Source organism: Pseudomonas sp. Irchel s3f19 (assembly GCF_900187555.1).
Taxonomy (GTDB): domain Bacteria; phylum Pseudomonadota; class Gammaproteobacteria; order Pseudomonadales; family Pseudomonadaceae; genus Aquipseudomonas; species Aquipseudomonas capeferrum.
The window spans coordinates 21,557-41,831 of sequence record NZ_FYDW01000002.1; the positions used below are offsets into that span (position 1 = coordinate 21,557).

At 60.2% G+C, this 20,275-nt stretch carries 18 protein-coding genes and 2 tRNA genes; 3 read left to right on the plus strand and 17 right to left on the minus strand.

Annotated features, from left to right (window positions below):
- The first annotated feature begins 46 nt into the window (after positions 1 to 46).
- A complete protein-coding gene (locus CKW22_RS04020) occupies positions 47 to 2,977 on the plus strand; it encodes a DUF748 domain-containing protein (RefSeq protein ID WP_095063789.1) in 2,931 nt (976 codons plus the stop codon).
- A 64-nt stretch (positions 2,978 to 3,041) separates the two neighbouring features.
- Here the strand turns inward: CKW22_RS04020 and CKW22_RS04025 are convergent, their stop codons facing one another.
- Entirely contained in the window at positions 3,042 to 3,455 is a 414-nt protein-coding gene (locus CKW22_RS04025; protein ID WP_047583816.1) for a VOC family protein, read from the minus strand.
- Between the two features lie 60 nt (positions 3,456 to 3,515).
- Between CKW22_RS04025 and CKW22_RS04030 the strand changes: the two genes are divergently transcribed.
- Positions 3,516 to 3,818: a putative quinol monooxygenase gene (locus CKW22_RS04030; protein ID WP_047583815.1), complete on the plus strand. Its 303-nt coding sequence runs from the start codon at positions 3,516 to 3,518 to the stop codon at positions 3,816 to 3,818.
- 81 nt (positions 3,819 to 3,899) lie between these two features.
- Here CKW22_RS04030 and CKW22_RS04035 read toward each other — a convergent pair whose 3' ends face one another.
- The 16 genes from CKW22_RS04035 to rlmE all read right to left on the minus strand — a co-directional run bounded on the left by CKW22_RS04035 (position 3,900) and on the right by rlmE (position 19,855).
- Entirely contained in the window at positions 3,900 to 4,250 is a 351-nt protein-coding gene (locus CKW22_RS04035) for a BON domain-containing protein (protein ID WP_047583814.1), read from the minus strand.
- A gap of 261 nt (positions 4,251 to 4,511) precedes the next feature.
- Positions 4,512 to 6,617, minus strand: a complete 2,106-nt coding sequence (gene pnp, locus CKW22_RS04040) for a polyribonucleotide nucleotidyltransferase (protein ID WP_033701582.1) — start codon at positions 6,615 to 6,617, stop codon at positions 4,512 to 4,514.
- Between the two features lie 247 nt (positions 6,618 to 6,864).
- A complete protein-coding gene (gene rpsO, locus CKW22_RS04050; RefSeq protein ID WP_016489163.1) occupies positions 6,865 to 7,134 on the minus strand; it encodes a 30S ribosomal protein S15 in 270 nt (89 codons plus the stop codon).
- A gap of 147 nt (positions 7,135 to 7,281) precedes the next feature.
- On the minus strand, positions 7,282 to 8,199 hold the full coding sequence (gene truB, locus CKW22_RS04055; RefSeq protein WP_033701583.1) for a tRNA pseudouridine(55) synthase TruB: 918 nt from the start codon (positions 8,197 to 8,199) through the stop codon (positions 7,282 to 7,284).
- A 3-nt stretch (positions 8,200 to 8,202) separates the two neighbouring features.
- The gene (rbfA, locus tag CKW22_RS04060; protein ID WP_033701584.1) at positions 8,203 to 8,601 is read right to left on the minus strand and encodes a 30S ribosome-binding factor RbfA; all 399 of its coding nucleotides are present in this window, start codon (positions 8,599 to 8,601) and stop codon (positions 8,203 to 8,205) included.
- 116 nt (positions 8,602 to 8,717) lie between these two features.
- Positions 8,718 to 11,243 (minus strand): translation initiation factor IF-2, encoded by a 2,526-nt coding sequence (infB, locus tag CKW22_RS04065; RefSeq protein WP_033701587.1) that lies wholly within the window; start codon positions 11,241 to 11,243, stop codon positions 8,718 to 8,720.
- A 27-nt stretch (positions 11,244 to 11,270) separates the two neighbouring features.
- Positions 11,271 to 12,752 carry a transcription termination factor NusA gene (gene nusA / locus CKW22_RS04070; protein WP_027595024.1) on the minus strand — a complete coding sequence of 494 codons (1,482 nt, stop codon included), beginning with the start codon at positions 12,750 to 12,752 and terminating at the stop codon, positions 11,271 to 11,273.
- A gap of 59 nt (positions 12,753 to 12,811) precedes the next feature.
- Positions 12,812 to 13,270, minus strand: a complete 459-nt coding sequence (rimP, locus tag CKW22_RS04075; RefSeq protein WP_033702568.1) for a ribosome maturation factor RimP — start codon at positions 13,268 to 13,270, stop codon at positions 12,812 to 12,814.
- A 130-nt stretch (positions 13,271 to 13,400) separates the two neighbouring features.
- Positions 13,401 to 13,477, minus strand: a tRNA-Met gene (locus CKW22_RS04080).
- Between the two features lie 99 nt (positions 13,478 to 13,576).
- Positions 13,577 to 13,662, minus strand: a tRNA-Leu gene (locus CKW22_RS04085).
- 20 nt (positions 13,663 to 13,682) lie between these two features.
- A complete protein-coding gene (gene secG / locus CKW22_RS04090; RefSeq protein WP_047583813.1) occupies positions 13,683 to 14,078 on the minus strand; it encodes a preprotein translocase subunit SecG in 396 nt (131 codons plus the stop codon).
- Between the two features lie 4 nt (positions 14,079 to 14,082).
- On the minus strand, positions 14,083 to 14,838 hold the full coding sequence (tpiA, locus tag CKW22_RS04095) for a triose-phosphate isomerase (RefSeq protein ID WP_033701590.1): 756 nt from the start codon (positions 14,836 to 14,838) through the stop codon (positions 14,083 to 14,085).
- A gap of 65 nt (positions 14,839 to 14,903) precedes the next feature.
- Entirely contained in the window at positions 14,904 to 16,244 is a 1,341-nt protein-coding gene (gene glmM / locus CKW22_RS04100; RefSeq protein ID WP_033701591.1) for a phosphoglucosamine mutase, read from the minus strand.
- Positions 16,245 to 16,260: 16 nt separating this feature from the next.
- Positions 16,261 to 17,112, minus strand: a complete 852-nt coding sequence (gene folP, locus CKW22_RS04105) for a dihydropteroate synthase (RefSeq protein ID WP_033701592.1) — start codon at positions 17,110 to 17,112, stop codon at positions 16,261 to 16,263.
- A gap of 8 nt (positions 17,113 to 17,120) precedes the next feature.
- The gene (gene ftsH / locus CKW22_RS04110) at positions 17,121 to 19,025 is read right to left on the minus strand and encodes an ATP-dependent zinc metalloprotease FtsH (RefSeq protein ID WP_033701593.1); all 1,905 of its coding nucleotides are present in this window, start codon (positions 19,023 to 19,025) and stop codon (positions 17,121 to 17,123) included.
- Positions 19,026 to 19,228: 203 nt separating this feature from the next.
- A complete protein-coding gene (gene rlmE, locus CKW22_RS04115) occupies positions 19,229 to 19,855 on the minus strand; it encodes a 23S rRNA (uridine(2552)-2'-O)-methyltransferase RlmE (protein WP_033701595.1) in 627 nt (208 codons plus the stop codon).
- A gap of 102 nt (positions 19,856 to 19,957) precedes the next feature.
- On the opposite strand from rlmE, the gene CKW22_RS04120 reads away from it, so the two are divergent.
- Positions 19,958 to 20,266 carry a YhbY family RNA-binding protein gene (locus tag CKW22_RS04120; RefSeq protein WP_033701598.1) on the plus strand — a complete coding sequence of 103 codons (309 nt, stop codon included), beginning with the start codon at positions 19,958 to 19,960 and terminating at the stop codon, positions 20,264 to 20,266.
- Positions 20,267 to 20,275 lie beyond the last annotated feature (9 nt).

A 20,275-nucleotide genomic window follows, 5' to 3' on the forward strand; every position in this document is an offset into this window, starting at 1 on the left:
ACGTGCCATACTCCAAGCACTCCTGCTTAGACAGACGAAGCGACACATGTACAAAGGATTGACTCGCGCCCTCGGCGCCATGCTGGCCCTCGTAGCCCTCTATAGCCTGCTCGGCTTTCTCATTCTTCCCGGTGTGGCCCTGCGCATCGCCAACCAGCAGTTGGCGCACTATGCCAGCGTGCCGGCGCACCTGCAGCGCATCGAGCTGAACCCCTTCAGCCTCGAACTGACGCTATGGGGCTTGCAGATCGGCGAGCCTGGCAAGGAACAAGTCGGTTTCGAGCAGCTGTACGCCAACCTCTCGCTCGACAGCCTGTGGAGCGGTGCCCTGCACCTGACCGCGGTGGAGCTCGACAAACCGCGCAACGAAGTGCTGTTTGCCAAGGACGGGACGCTCAACCTCACCCAGTTGTTCAAGTTGCCCGCCAGTGAGGCCAAGCCGGACCAGCCGCCCAGCGACCCGTTCCCGCTTCGCATCGGCAGCATCAAGCTCACCGAAGGTTACCTGCACTTCGAGGATCAACGCCCGAGCGAGCCGATCGAATTCCTCTACGACAACATGAACCTGGAGCTGAAAAACCTCAGCACCCTGCCGGACGACAATGCCGACATGACGCTGGTGGCCAACGGCCCCAACGGTGGGCGCATCGACTGGAAAGGCACCCTTGGCCTGTCGCCGATCGCCTCCGAAGGCACGCTGAAGATCACCGACGGCAAGATGAAACTGTTCTGGCCGTATGTGCGTGATGCCGTGCCGCTGGTGCTCGAAGACGGCGTGATCAGCCTCGATACCCACTACAAGCTCAACCTGTCCAAGCAGACCGAGCTGTTGCTGGACAACACCTCGGTACGCATCGCGCCTTTCGCCATCAAGGCGCCAGATGGGCGCAAACTCGCGCGTCTGGCCAGCCTTGAGGTGAGTGAAACCTCCATCGACCTGGCCAAGCAACAGGTGATCGTCGGCAAGATTCGTAGCGAAAAACTCGAAACCTGGGCTGCGCTGGAAAAAGACGGCCAACTCGATTGGCAGAAGCTGTTCGCCAGCCAACCGGCCAAGCCCACCCCCAAGGAAAAGGCCGAACCCGCCGCTGCCGAGCCTGCGCCCGATGCGCAAACCGCCAACACGCCAAGCAAGCCCTGGCAGGTGCTGCTCAAGGACGTGCAGCTGCGCAACTACAGCGTGCACCTGGCAGACCGCAGCCAGAAGGAACCCGTGGCCCTGGACGTCGGCCCGCTGAATGTCGACCTGCAAGGCTTCGACAGCCTCAACCAGACGCCTTTCACGCTCAAGCTCGATACTGGTGTGGGCAAGCAAGGCAAGCTGCAGGCCGCTGGCCAGGTCAACCTGGCGCCGATCTGGGCCAAGCTGGATGTCAGCACGCGCGACATCGACCTGCGTGTGGCCCAGGCCTACATCAACCCGTTCATCCTTCTGGAGCTTCGCAGCGGCATGCTCGCCAGCGACCTGAAGGTCGACTTGAAAAGTACCGAGCCACTGGCCTTCAACGTCGCCGGCAAGGCCCAGGTCAACCAGCTGCATACGCTCGACACCATCAAGGGCCGCGACTTCGTGAAGTGGCAGCAAGTGGACGTCGACGGCCTGTCGTATGTGCACGGTGATGCCCTGTCGATCGACAAGGTGACCCTGCTGCAGCCTTATGCGCGCTTCATCATCAACGAAGACCGCACCACCAACATCAACGACCTGCTGATCCCGCAACCGGCCGACGCGCCTGCGTCCAAGGCTGCCAAACCGGCCAGCAACGACAAGCCGTTGGGCATACACATCGGCCAGATCGACATCAACGACGGCTCGGCCAACTTCGCTGACCTGTCCCTCACGCCCAACTTCGCCACGGCCGTGCAACAGCTCAACGGCCAGGTCGGCACGATCGACAACCGTAAGCCGAACCCGGCCAAGGTGGACATCAAGGGCAAGGTCGACCGCTATGCGCCGGTTACCATCAAGGGTGCGCTCAACCCGTTCAACCCGCTGGCCAGCCTGGATATCGCCACCAGCTTCAAGCGGGTCGAACTGACCACGCTGACGCCCTACTCCGGCAAGTTCGCAGGCTTCCGTATCCGCAAGGGCCGGCTCAACCTTGACCTGCACTACCTGATCACCAACGGCCAGCTCAAGGCCGAGAACAAGGTGGTGGTCGAGCAATTGCAGCTGGGTGAGAAGGTCGACAGCCCGGATGCCGTGGACCTGCCGATCCGCCTGGCGGTGGCGCTGCTCAAGGATACCGAAGGCAAGATCTCCATCGAGTTGCCGGTGACGGGTGACCTCAACAACCCGCAGTTCAGCGTCATGCCGATCGTCTGGCAAACCCTGCGCAACCTGGTGTTGCGCGCGGCCCAGGCACCGTTCAAGTTCATTGGCGGGCTGATTGCTGGCGGGGGCTCGGAAGACCTCGGCAACGTGTCATTCGCCCCGGGCTCGAGTGAACTCAGTGGCGACGCCCAGTCGTCGCTGGACAAACTGGCCTCGGCCCTCAAGGAGCGCCCGGAGCTGCGCCTGGAAATCGAAGGCACCAGCGCGCAGACCAGCGACGGCCCGTTGATCGCCCAGCAGCGCCTGGACCGCGAGTACCAGGCCACCTGGTACAAGATCCTGCAGCGTCGTGGCGACAAGGTGCCTGCCAATGCCTCGATGCTGGTGGTCGACGACAGCGACAAGCCGGCGATGCTCGAAGGCATCTACCGCAATCGCCTGAAGCAGCAACCACCGGCTGAGTGGGAACAACTGGGGCGCGACGAGCGCACCGCCAAGCTGCGTGAAGCGGTGATCAAGTCCTGGGCCGAGAGCGCCCCCTTGCTGCGTACGCTCGGCCAGGAACGGGCCAGCAGCATCAAGGACTACCTGGTGGACAAGGGCAAGCTGGAAGACGACCGGGTGTACTTCATCGATACCACCCTGGGTCAGGCTGAGAAGGATGGCCGGGTGATCACCCCGATGCACCTGGATGCCGAGTGATCAACCCCGGCCGCTTCGCGGGCTTGCCCCGCGAAGCGGCCGGTACCGGCAATAAAAGCTGCAATCAGGCCAACCGCTGGCCCGACACCGCCGGGTGATACAGCGGCTGTACCTTGTTACCTGCCGGGTCCAGCAAGTGGAAGCTGCGTGCGCCATCCCCATGGTTGAACGGGCGGTCGAGCAAGGTCACCCCGCGCGCCTTGAAGTACTGGTACCAGGCCTCCAGCTCTTCCACGCTGTCGACGATGAAGCCGTAGTGATCGAGTGTCTGCAAACCATTGGCCGCCCCCGCCCCGCGCCCCAATGACAAATTGTCGTTACCGCAGGTCAGGTAGACCAAGTCTTCATTGGCCCGGTTGAGCACCTCCATACCAAGCACGTCGACGTAAAAGCGCTCGCACTCCTCAAGGTTAGGGACCAGCAAGGCAATATGGCGCAGGCCATTCAGACGGCCAGGGCGGGCAGGCAACTCGGACATTGGCGAAACTCCTTTTTTGTATACAATTCATATCTGAATTTAAAACAAAAGGAGCGCCATGTGTATAGCCTGTTTATCAAGACACGCGTGAAGCCCGGCAGCGCCGAGGCTTTTCTGACCGCCATCAAGGCCAATGCCGCTGCTTCCGTGGCAACCGAGCCCGGTTGCCTGGTGTTCGACGTGTCTCAGGACCGCCTCGATCCCGACGTGATCTACCTCTACGAGATCTACCGTGACGATGCCGCCTATGAGGCACACACCCTGACAGCGCACTTTCGCGACAGTCGCCCGCTGGTCGAACCGCTGATCGTCGAGCAGGACTGTTTCGAGAGCGACGTCATCGCCCGTAACCCGGTGTTTTGAGGCGCACAGTAAAAAGCCCCGGCAGTGATGCCAGGGCTTTCCTGAAAAGTGGCCAATTCCGTTTGGCCTATGGGACATTCCTTATTCGGACTTCAGGCCATCAGCCGAAACGGCCTGAACGCCTTTGATCTTCTTGGCGATGGCCACGGCCATCTCTTTCTGCGAATCGGTCACTGCCACATCGGAAGACAGCGATACGACGCCTTTGTTGGTTTCAACCTTGATGTCGCTGCCAGGTACACCTTTCTCGGTCATCAGGTCAGCCTTCACCTTGGTGGTGATCCAAGTGTCGGAAGTAGCTTCCTTGGCTTCGGTCATCTCACCAGCCGCCAGCGTCATCGGGGCCTGGGTGGACTGTTGGGCAAATGCCGCATTAGCCATGGTCAGGGTCAGAGCGGTAGCAGTAGCGGCAGCAATGGCGAACTTCTTCATGTGAGTCACTCCTGTTTTTCGAAAGGTCTGCGCCGTTATTCCTGGCTGCAGGTATGAAGGTAGTTGCACGTGCTGTGCCAGTTTTTCAGCTTCCATTTAACCTTTATAAATCAATGACTTATACATATTGGCATTTGCATGAGTCGTGCAATTTGCAACCTGCGGGGTAAACCTGCGTGCAAGATGCAACTGTGCAAAAGGTTCCCTGCGGGCATAAAAAAAGAGCCCCGAAGGGCTCTTTTTTCATTGCGCGTCAGTCGCTTAGACGCCGGAGGCCTTGGCCGCGGCAACGTCTTTGATCGACAGCTTGATACGGCCGCGGTTGTCCACGTCCAGTACCAGTACTTCCACTTCCTGACCTTCTTTCAGAATGTCGGTGACCTTCTCGACGCGAGCATCGCTCAGCATGGAGATGTGCACCAGGCCATCCTTGCCAGGCAGGATGTTGACGAAGGCACCGAAATCAACGATGCGCTCGACCTTGCCGACATAGATCTTGCCGATTTCGGCCTCTGCAGTGATGCCCAGGATGCGCTGACGAGCTGCTTCAGCCGCTTCCTTGGTTTCGCCGAAGATCTTGATCGAGCCATCGTCTTCGATGTCGATCGAAGCCTTGGTCTCTTCGCAGATGGCGCGGATGGTGGCGCCGCCTTTACCGATGACGTCACGGATCTTGTCGGTGTCGATCTTCATCGCGATCATGGTCGGGGCGTTGGCCGACAGCTCGGTACGCGATTGACCAATGATCTGGTTCATCTGGCCGAGGATGTTCAGGCGCGCTTCCAGGGCTTGGCCCAGGGCGATTTCCATGATCTCTTCGGTGATGCCGTTGATCTTGATGTCCATCTGCAGTGCGGTAACGCCCTTGGCGGTACCGGCAACCTTGAAGTCCATGTCGCCCAGGTGGTCTTCGTCACCCAGGATGTCGGTCAGAATGGCGAACTTCTCGCCTTCCTTGACCAGGCCCATGGCGATACCGGCCACTGGCGCCTTCATCGGTACACCGGCGTCCATCAGGGCCAGGGAAGCACCGCAGACCGAAGCCATGGAGCTCGAACCGTTGGACTCGGTGATTTCCGATACCACACGAATGGTGTACGGGAACACGTCGGCGGCAGGCAGCATGGCCTGTACCGAACGGCGGGCCAGACGGCCGTGGCCGATTTCACGACGGCCAGCACCGCCCATGCGGCCACACTCGCCCACCGAGAACGGCGGGAAGTTGTAGTGCAGCATGAAGGGGTCTTTCTTCTCGCCTTCGAGGGTGTCCAGCAGCTGGGCGTCACGCGCAGTACCCAGGGTCGCGACGACCAGGGCCTGGGTTTCACCACGGGTGAACAGTGCCGAACCGTGAGTCTTCGGCAGCACGCCGACTTCGATGCTCAGCGGGCGAACGGTCTTGGTGTCACGACCATCGATACGTGGCTTGCCGTTTACGATGTTTTCGCGAACGGTGCGGTATTCGATTTCGCCGAAGATTTCTTTGACTTCGGAAGCCGAAGGCTGGCCTTCTTCACCGGAGAACTTGGCGATCGCCTGATCACGCAGCTCGCCCAGGCGCGCGTAGCGGTCGGCCTTGACGGTGATGGTGTAGCCCTGCGAAACAGCCTCGCCGAACTCGGCGCGGATGGCGTTGAGCAGCTCGGTGTTGGCAACGGCGGGTTTCCAGTCCCAGGTCGGCTTGCCCGCTTCGGCGGCCAGCTCTTTGACAGCCTGGATAACGGACTGGAATTCGTCGTGGGCGAACAGTACGGCGCCCAGCATCTGGTCTTCGGTCAGCTCTTGGGCTTCCGATTCAACCATCAGCACGGCGTCGGAGGTACCGGCAACGACCATGTCCAGGCTCGAGGCAGCCAGTTGCTCGTAGGTCGGGTTCAGCAGGTAGCCGGTGCTTTCGTGGAAGGCTACGCGGGCTGCGCCGATCGGGCCTTCGAACGGAATGCCGGAAATAGCCAGGGCAGCCGAGGTACCGATCATCGCAGCGATGTCCGGGTCGGTCTTCTTGCTGGTGGAAACCACGGTGCAGACGACCTGGACTTCGTTCATGAAGCCTTCAGGGAACAGCGGGCGGATCGGACGGTCGATCAGGCGCGAGGTCAGGGTCTCTTTCTCGGAAGGACGGCCTTCACGCTTGAAGAAGCCACCCGGGATCTTGCCGGCGGCGTAGGTCTTTTCCTGGTAGTGGACCGACAGCGGGAAGAAACCCTTGCCTGGATCGGCCTGCTTGGCACCTACCACAGTCACCAGCACGGTGACGTCGTTGTCGACGGTAACCAGCACTGCGCCGGTTGCCTGACGGGCAATGCGGCCCGTTTCGAGAGTAACGGTCGATTGACCGAACTGGAATGTCTTGATTACCGGGTTCACGGTTTCCTACCTTTTCAGTGGCTCTGGGGGGAACTGGTTTCTTGCGAATTCTTGGGCAGAACGGGGAATCGGCCCCATTGACCGTCCAGATACAACACGAGGCTGGGAGCCTGGCCGAAGTGCGGAAAACCGCTCAACGTAACCAGGCTGCCAACCTCGGAGATACGCATGGCGTGCCCAAAGACAACGCTGCCAGGCAGCGTTGCCAATGCATGAGACGCCATGCACACCACTGACCAGGCCGCTATTAGCGACGCAGGCCCAGGCGACCGATCAGGGCGCTGTAACGAGTGGTGTCTTTACCCTTCAGGTAGTCCAGCAGCTTACGACGCTGGTTAACCATACGGATCAGGCCACGACGCGAGTGGTGGTCTTTACCGTTGGCCTTGAAGTGGCCTTGCAGCTTGTTGATGTTCGCGGTCAGCAGAGCAACCTGAACTTCCGGGCTACCAGTGTCGCCAGCAGCTTGCTGGTAGTCGGTAACGATTTGAGCTTTTTCTTCAACGCTGAGGGCCATTTGGCTTCTCCTGATAACGGATCCCGCGAGCGGGGTCCAATAGGCCAGGGACAAATCCCTGTATTAATAAGAAAGGTGTGACCGTGCCTACTGACAGCCACCCTTGATCCCGTAGGGCCCGGCCGAAGCCAGACCCTGCGGTTTCGGTCATTCCGACCGAATCAGCCGACGTGGCGCAATGCGCCCGTCTTCGCTCACTTCACCGATACCGATGAAGCGCGCATTGTGATCCTGTACGCGGACCATGCCAAACTGCGGTGCATCCGGCGCACGTACTGCCTGGCCATGCAGCCAGTAGAACGCACTGTGCTCGGACAAACTCACCATTGGCCAGTCCTGCAGCCCGCTATCGGAAGGCATCAGGAAGCGATCGAGCGCTTCGTTGCCACCTTCGGCATGGGCCTGTTCGAGTTCCTCGAGGGTCACCGTCTGTGCCAGCTCGAAGGGCCCGGCCTGGGTCCTGCGCAGCTCGGCGACATAAGCGCCACAGCCAAGTGCTTCGCCGATATCCTCCACCAGGGTGCGGATATAGGTGCCTTTGCTGCATCCTACCGTCAACCGTGCACGGGTGCCTTCGCACTCGAGCAACTCCAAGCGGTTAATAGTAACAGAACGCGCCTCGCGCTCCACTACCTCTCCAGCACGAGCCAGTTTGTACAGTGGCTGGCCGTCACGCTTGAGCGCCGAGTACATCGGCGGTATCTGGCTGATCGGGCCACGAAAACGGGGCAGCAGCGCCTCGATGTCGGCACGACCAACGGTCACTTCACGGGTCTGCAGGACCTCGCCTTCAGCATCGGCAGTATTGGTAGTCTGCCCCATCTGCATGACGGTTTCGTAGCCCTTGTCGGAATCGAGCAGGTACTGCGAAAACTTGGTCGCTTCGCCGAAGCACAGTGGCAGCACGCCGGTTGCCAGCGGGTCGAGGCTGCCAGTGTGGCCGGCCTTCTCCGCGTTGAGCAACCAGCGCACTTTCTGCAGTGCCGCGTTGGAGGTGAAGCCCAGTGGCTTGTCCAGCAGGATGATGCCGCTGACGTTGCGGCGGATACGTTTGACCTGGGCCACCGCTTACTCCTTGGTGTCCAGCTCGTCGGTAGCCTTGTGCAGGCGGTCTTCAGCCACTGCACGCTCGATCAGCGCCGACAGGTGTACACCGCGGCTGACGCTTTCATCGAAGTGGAAATGCAGCTGGGGCACGCTGCGCAGTTGCATCGAACGCCCCAGGTGCAGGCGCAGGAAGCTGGCGGCGCTGTTCAGTGCCTTGAGCGACTGCTTCACGGCATCTGGCGTTTCCTCGCCCATGACGGTGATGAACACCTTGGCATGGCCCAGGTCGCGGCTGACATCCACGGCGGTGATGGTCACCAGGCCGACACGTGGATCCTTGACTTCGCGGCGGATCAGCTCAGCCAGCTCGCGCTGCATCTGATCACCGATACGTTGGGTACGGCTATATTCTTTGGCCATTCTTGCTACCTGTAACTTAAAGCGGCAAACGCCCGGTCAAGCTGATGCCTGACCGGGCGCTACCTGTAAAGGCGCCGCCAACCGCCCTGTAGCGGGGGCTTGCGGCAAGCTCACCCTTAGAGGGTACGAGCCACCTGGACTTTCTCGAAGACTTCGATCTTGTCGCCGACCTTGACGTCGTTGTAGCTCTTGACGCCAATACCGCACTCCATGCCCGAACGTACTTCGGCAGCGTCGTCCTTGAAGCGACGCAGCGATTCCAGCTCGCCTTCGAAGATCACAACGTCCTCGCGCAGTACGCGGATCGGACGGTTGCGGTACACGGTACCTTCGATGACCATACAGCCAGCGATGGCGCCGAACTTCGGCGAACGGAACACGTCACGCACTTCGGCGACACCCAGGATGTTCTCGCGAACATCGCTGCCGAGCATGCCGGTCAGGGCCTTCTTGACGTCTTCGATGATGTCGTAGATCACGTTGTAGTAACGCATATCCAGACCTTCCTGCTCGACGATCTTGCGCGCACCGGCATCGGCACGCACGTTGAAGCCGAACAGCACCGCGTTGGACGCCAGCGCCAGGTTGGCGTCGCTCTCGGTGATACCACCCACACCGCCGCCAATCACGCGAACCTGTACTTCCTCGTTGCCCAGGCCGCCGAGCGAGCCGTTCAACGCTTCCAGGGAACCACGTACATCGGTCTTGAGGACGATGTTGAGGGTTTTCTTCTCTTCCTGACCCATGGTCTCGAAGATGTTTTCCAGCTTGCCAGCGTGAGCACGGGCCAGCTTGACCTCGCGGTACTTGCCTTGACGGAACAGGGCAACTTCGCGGGCTTTCTTCTCGTCAGCAACCACCGACAGCTCGTCACCGGCTTCCGGGGTACCGTCCAGGCCAAGGATCTCGACCGGGATCGACGGGCCAGCTTCCTTCACAGGCTTGCCGTTCTCGTCGAGCATGGCACGTACGCGGCCATAGTTGGAGCCGCACAGGACCATGTCGCCCTGACGCAGGGTACCGTCCTGAACCAGGATGGTCGCCACTGGGCCACGGCCCTTGTCCAGGCGCGATTCGACGACGACACCACGACCAGGTGCGGTCGGGGTAGCGCTCAGTTCGAGGATCTCGGCCTGCAGCAGAACGGCTTCGAGCAGCTCGTCCACACCAGTACCCATCTTCGCCGAAACCTTGACGAAAGGCGTGTCACCACCCCATTCCTCGGAGGTCACGCCTTCGACGGACAGCTCGTTGCGGATGCGATCGAGGTCGGCACCAGGCTTGTCGATCTTGTTCACTGCAACAACCAGTGGGACGCCAGCTGCCTTGGCATGCTGAACGGCTTCACGGGTTTGCGGCATCACGCCGTCGTCCGCCGCCACCACCAGGATGACGATGTCGGTCGCCTTGGCACCACGAGCACGCATCTGAGTGAACGCAGCGTGGCCCGGGGTATCGAGGAAGGTGACCATGCCGCGGTCGGTTTCCACGTGGTAGGCGCCGATGTGCTGGGTGATACCGCCGGCTTCGCCAGCAGCAACCTTGGCACGACGGATGTAGTCGAGCAGCGAGGTCTTACCGTGGTCAACGTGGCCCATGACGGTAACGACCGGGGCGCGCGATTCGGTTTTGCCTTCGAACTTCAGCGATTCGGCCAGGGAGTCTTCCAAGGCAGTATCGCTGACCAGGGTGACCTTGTGGCCCAGCTCTTCTGCGATCAGCTGAGCGGTTTCCTGGTCGAGCACCTGGTTGATGGTAACCGGGGTGCCCATCTTGAACATGAACTTGACCACTTCAGCGCCCTTGACGGACATCTGGTTGGCCAGTTCCGAGACCGTGATGGTCTCACCGATGGTCACGTCACGGATGACGGGGCCGGTCGGGCTCTGGAAGCCGTGCTGGTTACGCTTCTTCAGCTTGCCCTTGCCGCCACGACCACGACGAGCGCCATCGCTCTCTTCTTCGGTGGTACGCGGAGCAGCGCGTGGAGTCGGTGCTTTTTCCTTCTCCTTGACCTTGACCTTGATCGACACGCGAGGCGCCTCGCCACGACGACGGTCGTCATCACGAGTGCGGCTTTCGTTGCGACGGGTCTCGTCCTTCTTGCGCTCGGCAGCACGCGCAGCGGCATCTTCCGAGGCAGGCGCGTCAGCGACTACCGGTGCCGGCGCAGGTGCGGCGGCAGCGGCAGCCGGCTTGGCAGCTGGGGCCGCAGGGGCGGCATCAGCAGCCTGACGGCGGGCCTGATCTTCGTTGCGCTGGCGAACGTCGGCGTCAACCTTGTCGCGCGCAGCGTTTTCCGCCGCACGGCGCTCATCCTGCTCGCGTTTCTGCTCAGCCTGGATTTCTTCCGGGCTGCGCTGCACGAATACTTTCTTCTTGCGTACTTCTACGCTGATACTTTTGCTACCGGCGACACGCAGGGTGCTGGTGGTTTTGCGCTGCAAGGTAATCTTGCGCGGCTCTTCCGCCTTGCTCTTGTGGCTGCTTTTCAAATGAGTCAGCAGAGTCTGCTTCTCATTGTCGGTCACTACCTGACCGGCGTCGGTGTGCGGCAGACCTGCCTCACGCATCTGCTGCAGCAGGCGCTCTACCGGTGCCTCGACCTCTTGGGCCAGTTCTTTCACCGTGACTTGCGTCATGCACTTCTCTCCTCAGGCCGCGCCTAATTACTCGAACCAGTGGGCTCGGGCGGCCATGATCAACTTGCCGGCACGCTCTTCGTCGATGCCGTCGATGTCGAGCAGATCGTCGATCGACTGCTCGGCCAGGTCTTCGCGGTTAACCACGCCGCGCACCGCCAGTTCCGCCGCCAGGTCCTTGTCCATGCCCTCAAGGGAGAGCAGGTCTTCGGCCGGATGGGCGTCTGCCAGTTTTTCTTCGGTAGCGATGGCCTTGGTCAACAAACGGTCCTTGGCTCGAGCGCGGAGCTCATTGACGATATCTTCGTCAAAGCCATCGATGTTGAGCATTTCTTCCAACGGTACGTAGGCAATTTCTTCGAGGCTGGTAAAGCCTTCGTCGACCAGCACTTGGGCCAGCTCCTCGTCGACTTCCAGTTCATCGATGAAATTGCGCAGGATGTCACCGGTTTCTGCTTGCTGCTTGGCCTGGATGTCCTTTTCGGTCATCACGTTCAAGGTCCAGCCGGTCAACTGACTGGCCAAACGAACGTTCTGACCGCCACGGCCAATGGCCTGGGCAAGGTTGTCTTCGGCGACGGCGATGTCCATGGCATGGGCATCCTCGTCAACGATAATCGCCGCGACTTCAGCCGGCGACATGGCGTTGATGACGAACTGCGCCGGGTTATCGTCCCACAGGACGATATCCACACGCTCACCACCCAACTCTCCGGATACGGCTTGGACGCGCGAACCGCGCATGCCGATACAGGCACCTTGCGGGTCGATGCGCTTGTCCTTGGAGCGGACGGCGATCTTGGCTCGCGAACCCGGATCACGGGAGGCAGCCATGACTTCAATGAGGCCCTCGGCAATTTCCGGCACTTCAATGCGGAAAAGCTCGATCAGCATCTGTGGCGCAGTGCGCGACAGGATCAGCTGGGGGCCACGGTTTTCAGTGCGGATTTCCTTGAGCAGCGCACGCAGGCGCACGCCAACCCGGAAAGTCTCGCGGGGAATGATGTCTTCGCGAGCCAGCAAGGCCTCGGCGTTGTTGCCCAGGTCAACGATGACGTTGTCGCGGGTAACCTTCTTGACGGTACCGGAGATGATCTCGCCTACGCGTTCGCGGTAGGCATCGACCACCTGGGCGCGCTCGGCCTCACGGACCTTCTGCACGATGACCTGCTTGGCGGTCTGGGCGGCGATACGACCGAACTCGATAGACTCGATCTTCTCCTCGATCACGTCACCGACCTTGGCTTCAGGGTGGGTCTCGTGGATCTTGCTCAACCAGGTCTCGATTGCCGGATCATCAAGATCGGCTTCATCGACCACGGTCCAGCGACGGAAGGTCTCGTAGCTACCGGTGTGGCGGTTGATTTCCACACGCAGGTCGACTTCGTCCTCAAAACGTTTTTTGGTTGCAGTGGCCAGGGCCACTTCCAGCGCTTCGAAAATGACGCCGGGCGGTACACCTTTTTCGTTGGATACCGATTCAACAACCAGCAGTACTTCTTTGCTCATCGTACGCCTCGCCTTGCGCAAGCCATTGGGCCCGGATAGTCCGCCGGGCCCGGCACGTCTCAGTCAAAACTGGGAATAATATTGGCCTTGTCGATCGAGTCGATCGGCAACAGGAACTCCTGGTCGTCCACCTGGACCACCACATCCTGCTCCTCCACACCGCGGAGAAGGCCCTGGAAGTTACGACGACCCTCGAAGGGTGAGCGCAGCTTGATCTTCACTTGTTCGCCGGCATGCGAGGCAAACTGTTCAAGCGTGAACAGCGGGCGTTCCATGCCAGGAGAAGAAACCTCTAGGGTATATTCAGAGCTGATCGGATCTTCCACATCGAGGACGCTGCTGACCTGACGGCTGACTTCAGCGCAGTCGTCCACCAGAATGCCGCCTTCCTTATCGATGTAGACACGTAGTACCGAATGCTTGCCCTGGGAGACGAATTCGATCCCCCAGCATTCGAAGCCCAGCCCCGTGACCACCGGGGCCAACAAGGCCTGCAACTGTTCTAGCTTGCTCGACACCTGAACCCCCTCGTGCATGCTGTGCAAATAAAAAATGGGCGAAGCGCCCATCCCTGAAAGCGCCGTTGGACAACGACGCCGAAAACTGTTCGGCTAGCAAAAAGCCCCTGAAAAGGGGCTCCGCTAAAGCTGGTTGCGGGGGCTGGATTTGAACCAACGACATTCGGGTTATGAGCCCGACGAGCTACCAAGCTGCTCCACCCCGCGACAAAGCTGGGGCGAAAGTATAAGACCGAACCCCGTACGGGGTCAATCCGACCTCCACCTACAAGAAAGCCCGCATAAAGCGGGCTCTCTTGCTTCAATTGGTACCGAGAAGGGGACTCGAACCCCTACACCCTATGGGCACAACCACCTCAAGGTTGCGTGTCTACCAATTCCACCACCTCGGCAATACTACTTTTGAAACCCGTTACTTCTGCTCTTCTGCCGGAGGAGGTACATCACCCGTACTCGGAGTGGCTTCGCTCTTCTGCTGTTGGAGCACCGGTACATCATCATTCACTGCCGGCTTTTGCTCTTTCACTTCCAACACTGCTGGATCTGGAAGGCCCGCCTGGGTCAGCTTGTGAGCTTGTTCCTTGGCGAAGTATCCTAACCCAAGTGCTGTCAAAAAGAAAGTGGCAGCGAGTATTGCAGTGAATTTACTTAGGAAGGTTGCAGAGCCTTGGCTTCCGAACACAGTATTTGAGGCACCTGCGCCGAAAGATGCACCTGCTTCCGCACCCTTACCCTGTTGCAACAGAACCAGCACTACTAGCGACAGCGCTGCCAACAGATGAAAAACAACGATGACTGTTTCCAGCATTTGTTCAGTTTCCTGCGGCGCGACAAATTGCACCGAATTCGTCTGCGTTCAGGGACGCTCCACCAATGAGCCCCCCATCGATATCCGGCATGCCGAACAGTTCGGCCGCATTGGCCGCCTTCACGCTGCCGCCGTAGAGCAGCTGCACCTTCGCAGCCACTTCAGCATCTTCTGCCGCCAACTGACCGCGGATGGCAGCATGCACATCCTGAGCCTGTTGTGGCGTGGCCGTAAGGCCAGTGCCGATGGCCCATACAGGCTCATAAGCAATTACTGCATTGGCAAAAGCCTTAACACCGAACGCTTCGATGATACTGCTTAGTTGACGCCCGACAACTTCGAGTGTCTTGCCCGCCTCGCGCTCTTCAAGGGTTTCCCCAATACACAGCACGGGCTTCAAACCTTTGGCCTGTGCGGCTGCAAACTTGCGGTTCAGCACTTCATCACTCTCGCCGATGACCTGGCGACGCTCCGAATGCCCAACCAACACCAACTTGCAGCCCACTTCAGCCAGCTGTTCCGGGCAAACTTCCCCGGTCAGCGCACCCTGTTCGGGTTGTACAGCAGAATTCTGTGCGCCGACAGTTATTTCTTTACCTGCCAGGCCATCGATCACTTGATTGATGAACAAGGCCGGTGGAAATACCGCGACTTCCACTCCGCTCGGCAGGGCAAGATTGCTCAAGCCCTCGGTCAGCTCAGCGACGCTGGCGCGGGTACCGTGCATCTTCCAGTTACCAGCTACCATAGGGCGACGCATGCTTTACCTCGTCGGTCAAAGTGGGCGCAGATCTTACCCAACCAGATCTGCGCTGGCAAGCGCCTTCAGACACAAACTTCGCTGACCAGTTTCGCCAGGGCTTCGGCATGGCCGCGAACCTGACTTTCGTCGTCGCCTTCGACCATGACCCGCACCAACGGCTCGGTACCGGACTTGCGCAGCAGCACGCGACCGCGACCGGCCATCGCCTCGGTGACCTTGGCACTGGCTTCCTGCACCGCAGGGTGCTCCAGAGGGTCGACCTTGCTTGCCCCATAGCGCACGTTGATCAGTACCTGAGGGCACTTGCGCAGGGCCTGACGGGCCTGGGCCAGTGTCTCGCCGCGACGCTTGAGCGCCATCAGCACCTGCAGCGCGGCGATGATCGCATCACCGGTGGTGGTGTGGTTGCAGCACACGACATGCCCGGAGTTTTCACCCCCGACCAACCACTCGCGCTCGAGCAGTTCGGCCATCACGTAACGGTCGCCGACCTTGGCCCGCACGAACGGGATATCCAGCTCCTTGAGCGCAAGTTCAAGGCCCAGGTTGCTCATCAGCGTGCCCACTACCCCGCCTTGCAGCTTGCCGCGGTCATGCAGGTCACGGGCGATGATGAACAGCAATTCGTCGCCGTCGACGATGGCACCCGTGTGATCGACCATCAGCACCCGGTCACCGTCGCCATCGAAGGCGATACCGAGGTCGGCATGGCCCACCAGCACGGCGGCCTGCAGCGACTCGATATGGGTAGAGCCACAGCCTTCGTTGATGTTCAGGCCATCAGGCTGAGCATTCAGAATGGTCACGTCGGCACCCAGTTCGCGGAACACGCTTGGCGCGACCTTGTACGTGGCGCCATGGGCGCAATCGACCACCAGCTTGAGGCCGTCGAAGCTGGTGCTCGAAGGCACACTGCTCTTACAGAACTCGATGTAGCGGCCAGCCGCATCGTTGATGCGCGAGACCTTGCCCAGCTTGCCCGACTCGACCACCGTCATCGGCTGATCGAGCAACTCTTCGATCATCAACTCGACTTCGTCAGGCAGCTTGGTGCCCTGGCCAGAGAAGAACTTGATGCCGTTGTCGTCGTGCGGGTTATGCGACGCGCTGATGACAATACCGGCTTCAGCGTGGAAGGTACGCGTGAGGTAGGCGATGGCCGGGGTCGGCATCGGCCCGAGCAGCATCACATCGGCACCGGCCGCAGAAAGCCCGGCCTCGAGCGCAGATTCGAACATGTAACCGGAAATACGCGTGTCCTTGCCCACCAGCACACGGCAATGGCCCTGCTTGCGGAAAGCCATGCCAGCCGCCCAGCCGAGCTTCAGCATGAAGTCCGGCGTGATCGGGAATTCGCCGACGCGGCCACGAATGCCGTCGGTACCAAAGTATTTTCTGCTCATAGCGACTCCAATGTTCTTATTCGGCGTGTTGAACCGCAGCGATCATGCGTACCACATCGACAGTTTCGGCCACATCATGGACGCGAAGGATGCTCGCCCCCTTGGTCATGGCCAACGCTGCCAGCGCCAGGCTGCCGTACAAACGCTCGCCGACCGGACGATCCAGCGTCAGGCCGATCATGCTCTTTCGTGAAACACCCACCAGCAGTGGGCGCCCAAGGCGATAGAGCGCTTCCATGTGCTTGAACAGGCTCAGGTTGTGCGCCAGTGTCTTGGCGAAACCGAAGCCTGGGTCAAGAATGATTCTGTTTGCATCGATGCCCGCCGCAGCGCAAGCGGCCATCCGTTGTTCAAGATATCGCGTAACGTCCGCTGTCACATCATCGTAATGCGGGTCGTCCTGCATATTGCCCGGCTCACCGCGCATGTGCATCAGGCACACCGGCAGGCCGGTATCGGCCGCCGCGTCCAGGGCACCATCGCGCTCCAGCGCGCGTACGTCGTTGATCAGCCCAGCCCCCAGCCGCGCAGACTCGCGGATGACCGCTGGCGTGGAGGTATCAACCGAAATGACCACATCCAGGCGGCTATTGATCGCCTCGACCATCGGCGCCACGCGCTCGATTTCTTCGGTCACGGACACGGCACGCGCCCCAGGGCGCGTCGACTCGCCACCGATGTCGATCAGCGTGGCGCCTGCGGCGACCATCGCTTCGGCATGCCGCAGCGCAGCGTCGCGCTGGCTGAAGCGCCCGCCGTCGGAGAAGGAGTCGGGGGTGATATTGAGGATACCCATGACATGGGTACGCGACAAATCAAGAACCCGGTTGCCGCAAGGCAACCGGGTCGGGTACTGCACTGAGCTCATAGATGCCCTTAGTGTTGAGCCGCTGGGCCGCCAATCGGCGATTCCGGGCGATCACCCTGGGCTGCCGGGGTACCCGAAGCCGAGTCACCATCCCAATCGCGAGGTTCGCGCGGGGCACGACCATTCATGATGTCGTCGATCTGGTCGGCATCGATGGTCTCGTACTTCATCAGCGCTTCAGCCATGGCATCGAGCTTGTCACGGTTGTCGGTGAGCAGCTGCTTGGCCGTGGCGTAGCACTGGTCGATGATGCTGCGCACTTCCGAGTCGATCAGCTTGGCGGTTTCACCCGACACGCTGGCGTGCTGGCTGCCAGCGCTACGGCCGAGGAACACCTCGCCCTCTTCTTCGGCATACATCAACGGGCCGAGCTTCTCGGAAAGGCCCCACTTGGTGACCATGTTCCGGGCAATCTGGCTGGCACGCATGATGTCGTTGGAGGCACCGGTGGTGACGCCGTCGAAGCCCAGGGTCATTTCTTCGGCGATACGGCCGCCGTACAGCGAGCAGATCTGGCTGATCAGCGCACGCTTGGACAGGCTGTAACGGTCTTCTTCAGGCAGGAACATGGTCACACCCAGGGCACGACCACGCGGGATGATCGAAACCTTGTAGACCGGGTCATGCTCAGGCACCAGACGACCGACGATGGCGTGACCGGCTTCGTGGTAGGCGGTGTTCTGTTTTTCTTTCTCGGACATGACCATGGTCTTGCGCTCGGCGCCCATCATGATCTTGTCTTTGGCCAGCTCGAACTCTTTCATTTCGACCAGGCGCTTGTTGGAGCGAGCAGCGAACAACGATGCTTCGTTGACCAGGTTGGCCAGGTCGGCACCGGAGAAGCCTGGGGTACCACGGGCAATGACCGCCGGGTTGACGTTCTCGCCGATCGGCACCTTGCGCATGTGCACCTTGAGGATCTGCTCACGGCCGCGGATGTCCGGCAGGCCAACCACCACCTGGCGGTCGAAACGACCAGGACGCAGCAGTGCCGGGTCGAGGACGTCCGGACGGTTGGTCGCGGCGATGACGATGATGCCATCGTTCATCTCGAAGCCGTCCATCTCTACCAGCAGCTGGTTGAGGGTTTGTTCGCGCTCATCATGACCACCGCCCATACCGGCGCCACGGTGGCGACCCACGGCGTCGATTTCGTCGATGAAGATGATGCACGGGGCGTGCTTCTTGGCCTGCTCGAACATGTCGCGCACACGGCTGGCACCGACACCGACGAACATTTCAACGAAGTCCGAACCGGAAATGGTGAAGAACGGCACTTTCGCCTCACCGGCAATGGCCTTGGCCAGCAGGGTCTTACCGGTACCCGGTGGGCCGACCATCAACACGCCGCGAGGAATACGGCCGCCGAGGCGCTGGAACTTGCCCGGGTCACGCAGGAATTCGACCAGCTCGCCGACTTCTTCCTTGGCTTCGTCGCAACCCGCGACGTCTGCCAGGGTGGTCTTGACCTGGTCTTCGGACAGCAGGCGCGCCTTGCTCTTGCCGAAACTCATCGGCCCGCCCTTGCCGCCTGCGCCGCCTTGCATCTGGCGCATGAAGAACATGAATACCGCGATGATCACCAGGATCGGGAAGCTGGCTACCAGCAACTGAGTCCAGATGCTCTGCTGCTCGGGCTGCTTGCCTTCGACGACCACGTGGTTGTCGACCAGGTCGCCGATCAGGCCATTGTCGGTAATGGCCGGGCGCACGGTCTTGAAGCTGTCGCCGTCAGCGCGCTTGCCGGTAATGATGTAGCCGTCGACGGTCACACGCTCGACTTTCCCGTCTTTGACCTGTTGGATGAAGTCGGAGTAGTTGAGGGTCTGCGGCTCGTTAGGGCTTGAGAAGTTGTTCATCACTGTCACCAGGACAGCTGCGATGATCAACCACAGGATCAGATTCTTTGCCATGTCGTTCAATTCGCTACCCTCTGAGGCCGGCGCACGACGCAGCCGTGCCTCGCATGATATTCATCGCCCTAACTTACTACATTACCTACGCATCCGCAGGCACCGTCTGTAACCCTTTGTGAAACCTAGACTACACGAAGTTCGGACGATCCTGACGGGCTTGCCGATTGGAATTAACTATCAGCCACCCCGTAGCACGCCTTTCACACGCCTTTGAAACCTTTACCCAGCAGGTACTGCTCACGCGAGCGATCCCGCGAAGACGACGGCTTGCGCATCTGCACCTTGTCGAACTTGGTGCGAACGTCCTTCAAGTACATGTCGAAGCCTTCGCCCTGGAAAATCTTGATCAGGAAGTCACCACCAGGCTTCAGCACGCGGGTTGCCAGGTCAAGCGCCAACTCACAAAGGAACATGGCGCGCGGCATGTCCACTTCAGGCGTACCACTCATATTGGGGGCCATGTCGGAAATCACAAGGTCTACATGCGAATCGCCGACCGCTTCCAGAATCTGCTGCAGCACTTCATCGTGGGTGAAGTCACCCTGAATGAAGGTCACGTCCGGGATCGAGTCCATTTCCAGGATATCGGAGGCAATCAGACGGCCCTGGCCACCAATCAGACGACTGGTCACCTGCGACCAGCCTCCTGGGGCTGCGCCGAGGTCGATCACACTCATGCCCGGGCGGATCAACCGGTCCTTTTCCTGGATCTCAAGCAGTTTGTAGCTTGCACGCGAACGGTAGCCATCCTTCTGCGCTTGTTTGACGAAAGGGTCGTTAAAATGCTCACGCAGCCAGTTAGCGCTGCTTTTGGAACGTTGTACCACGGGGCACCTCGATGATATGCGTCGTGATTGACTGGGCGGAGCCGGGGGCCCTCGGGTAAAATGCCTGTCAATTTTACAGAATCAGACGGAAAGGGTCAGATTATGCCGCTCAATAACGAGCAGAAGAAGCAATACAAGTCCATTGGTCATGACCTGAAGCCGGTCCTGATCGTTGCTGGCAACGGTGTTAACGAAGGCGTTGCTGCCGAACTGGAACGCGCACTCGCCGATCATGAACTGATCAAGGTCGAGATTCGCTCCGAAGATCGCGAAGAACGCGCTGCCGCCATTGCCGAGTTGTGCAAGGTCGGCCGTGCTGAACTGGTGCAGACCATCGGCAAGAAAGCGCTGATCTACCGCAAGAACCCACAGCCGAACAAGCAGCTGTCGAACGTCCACCGCTTCAAGTAATAGCGGCTC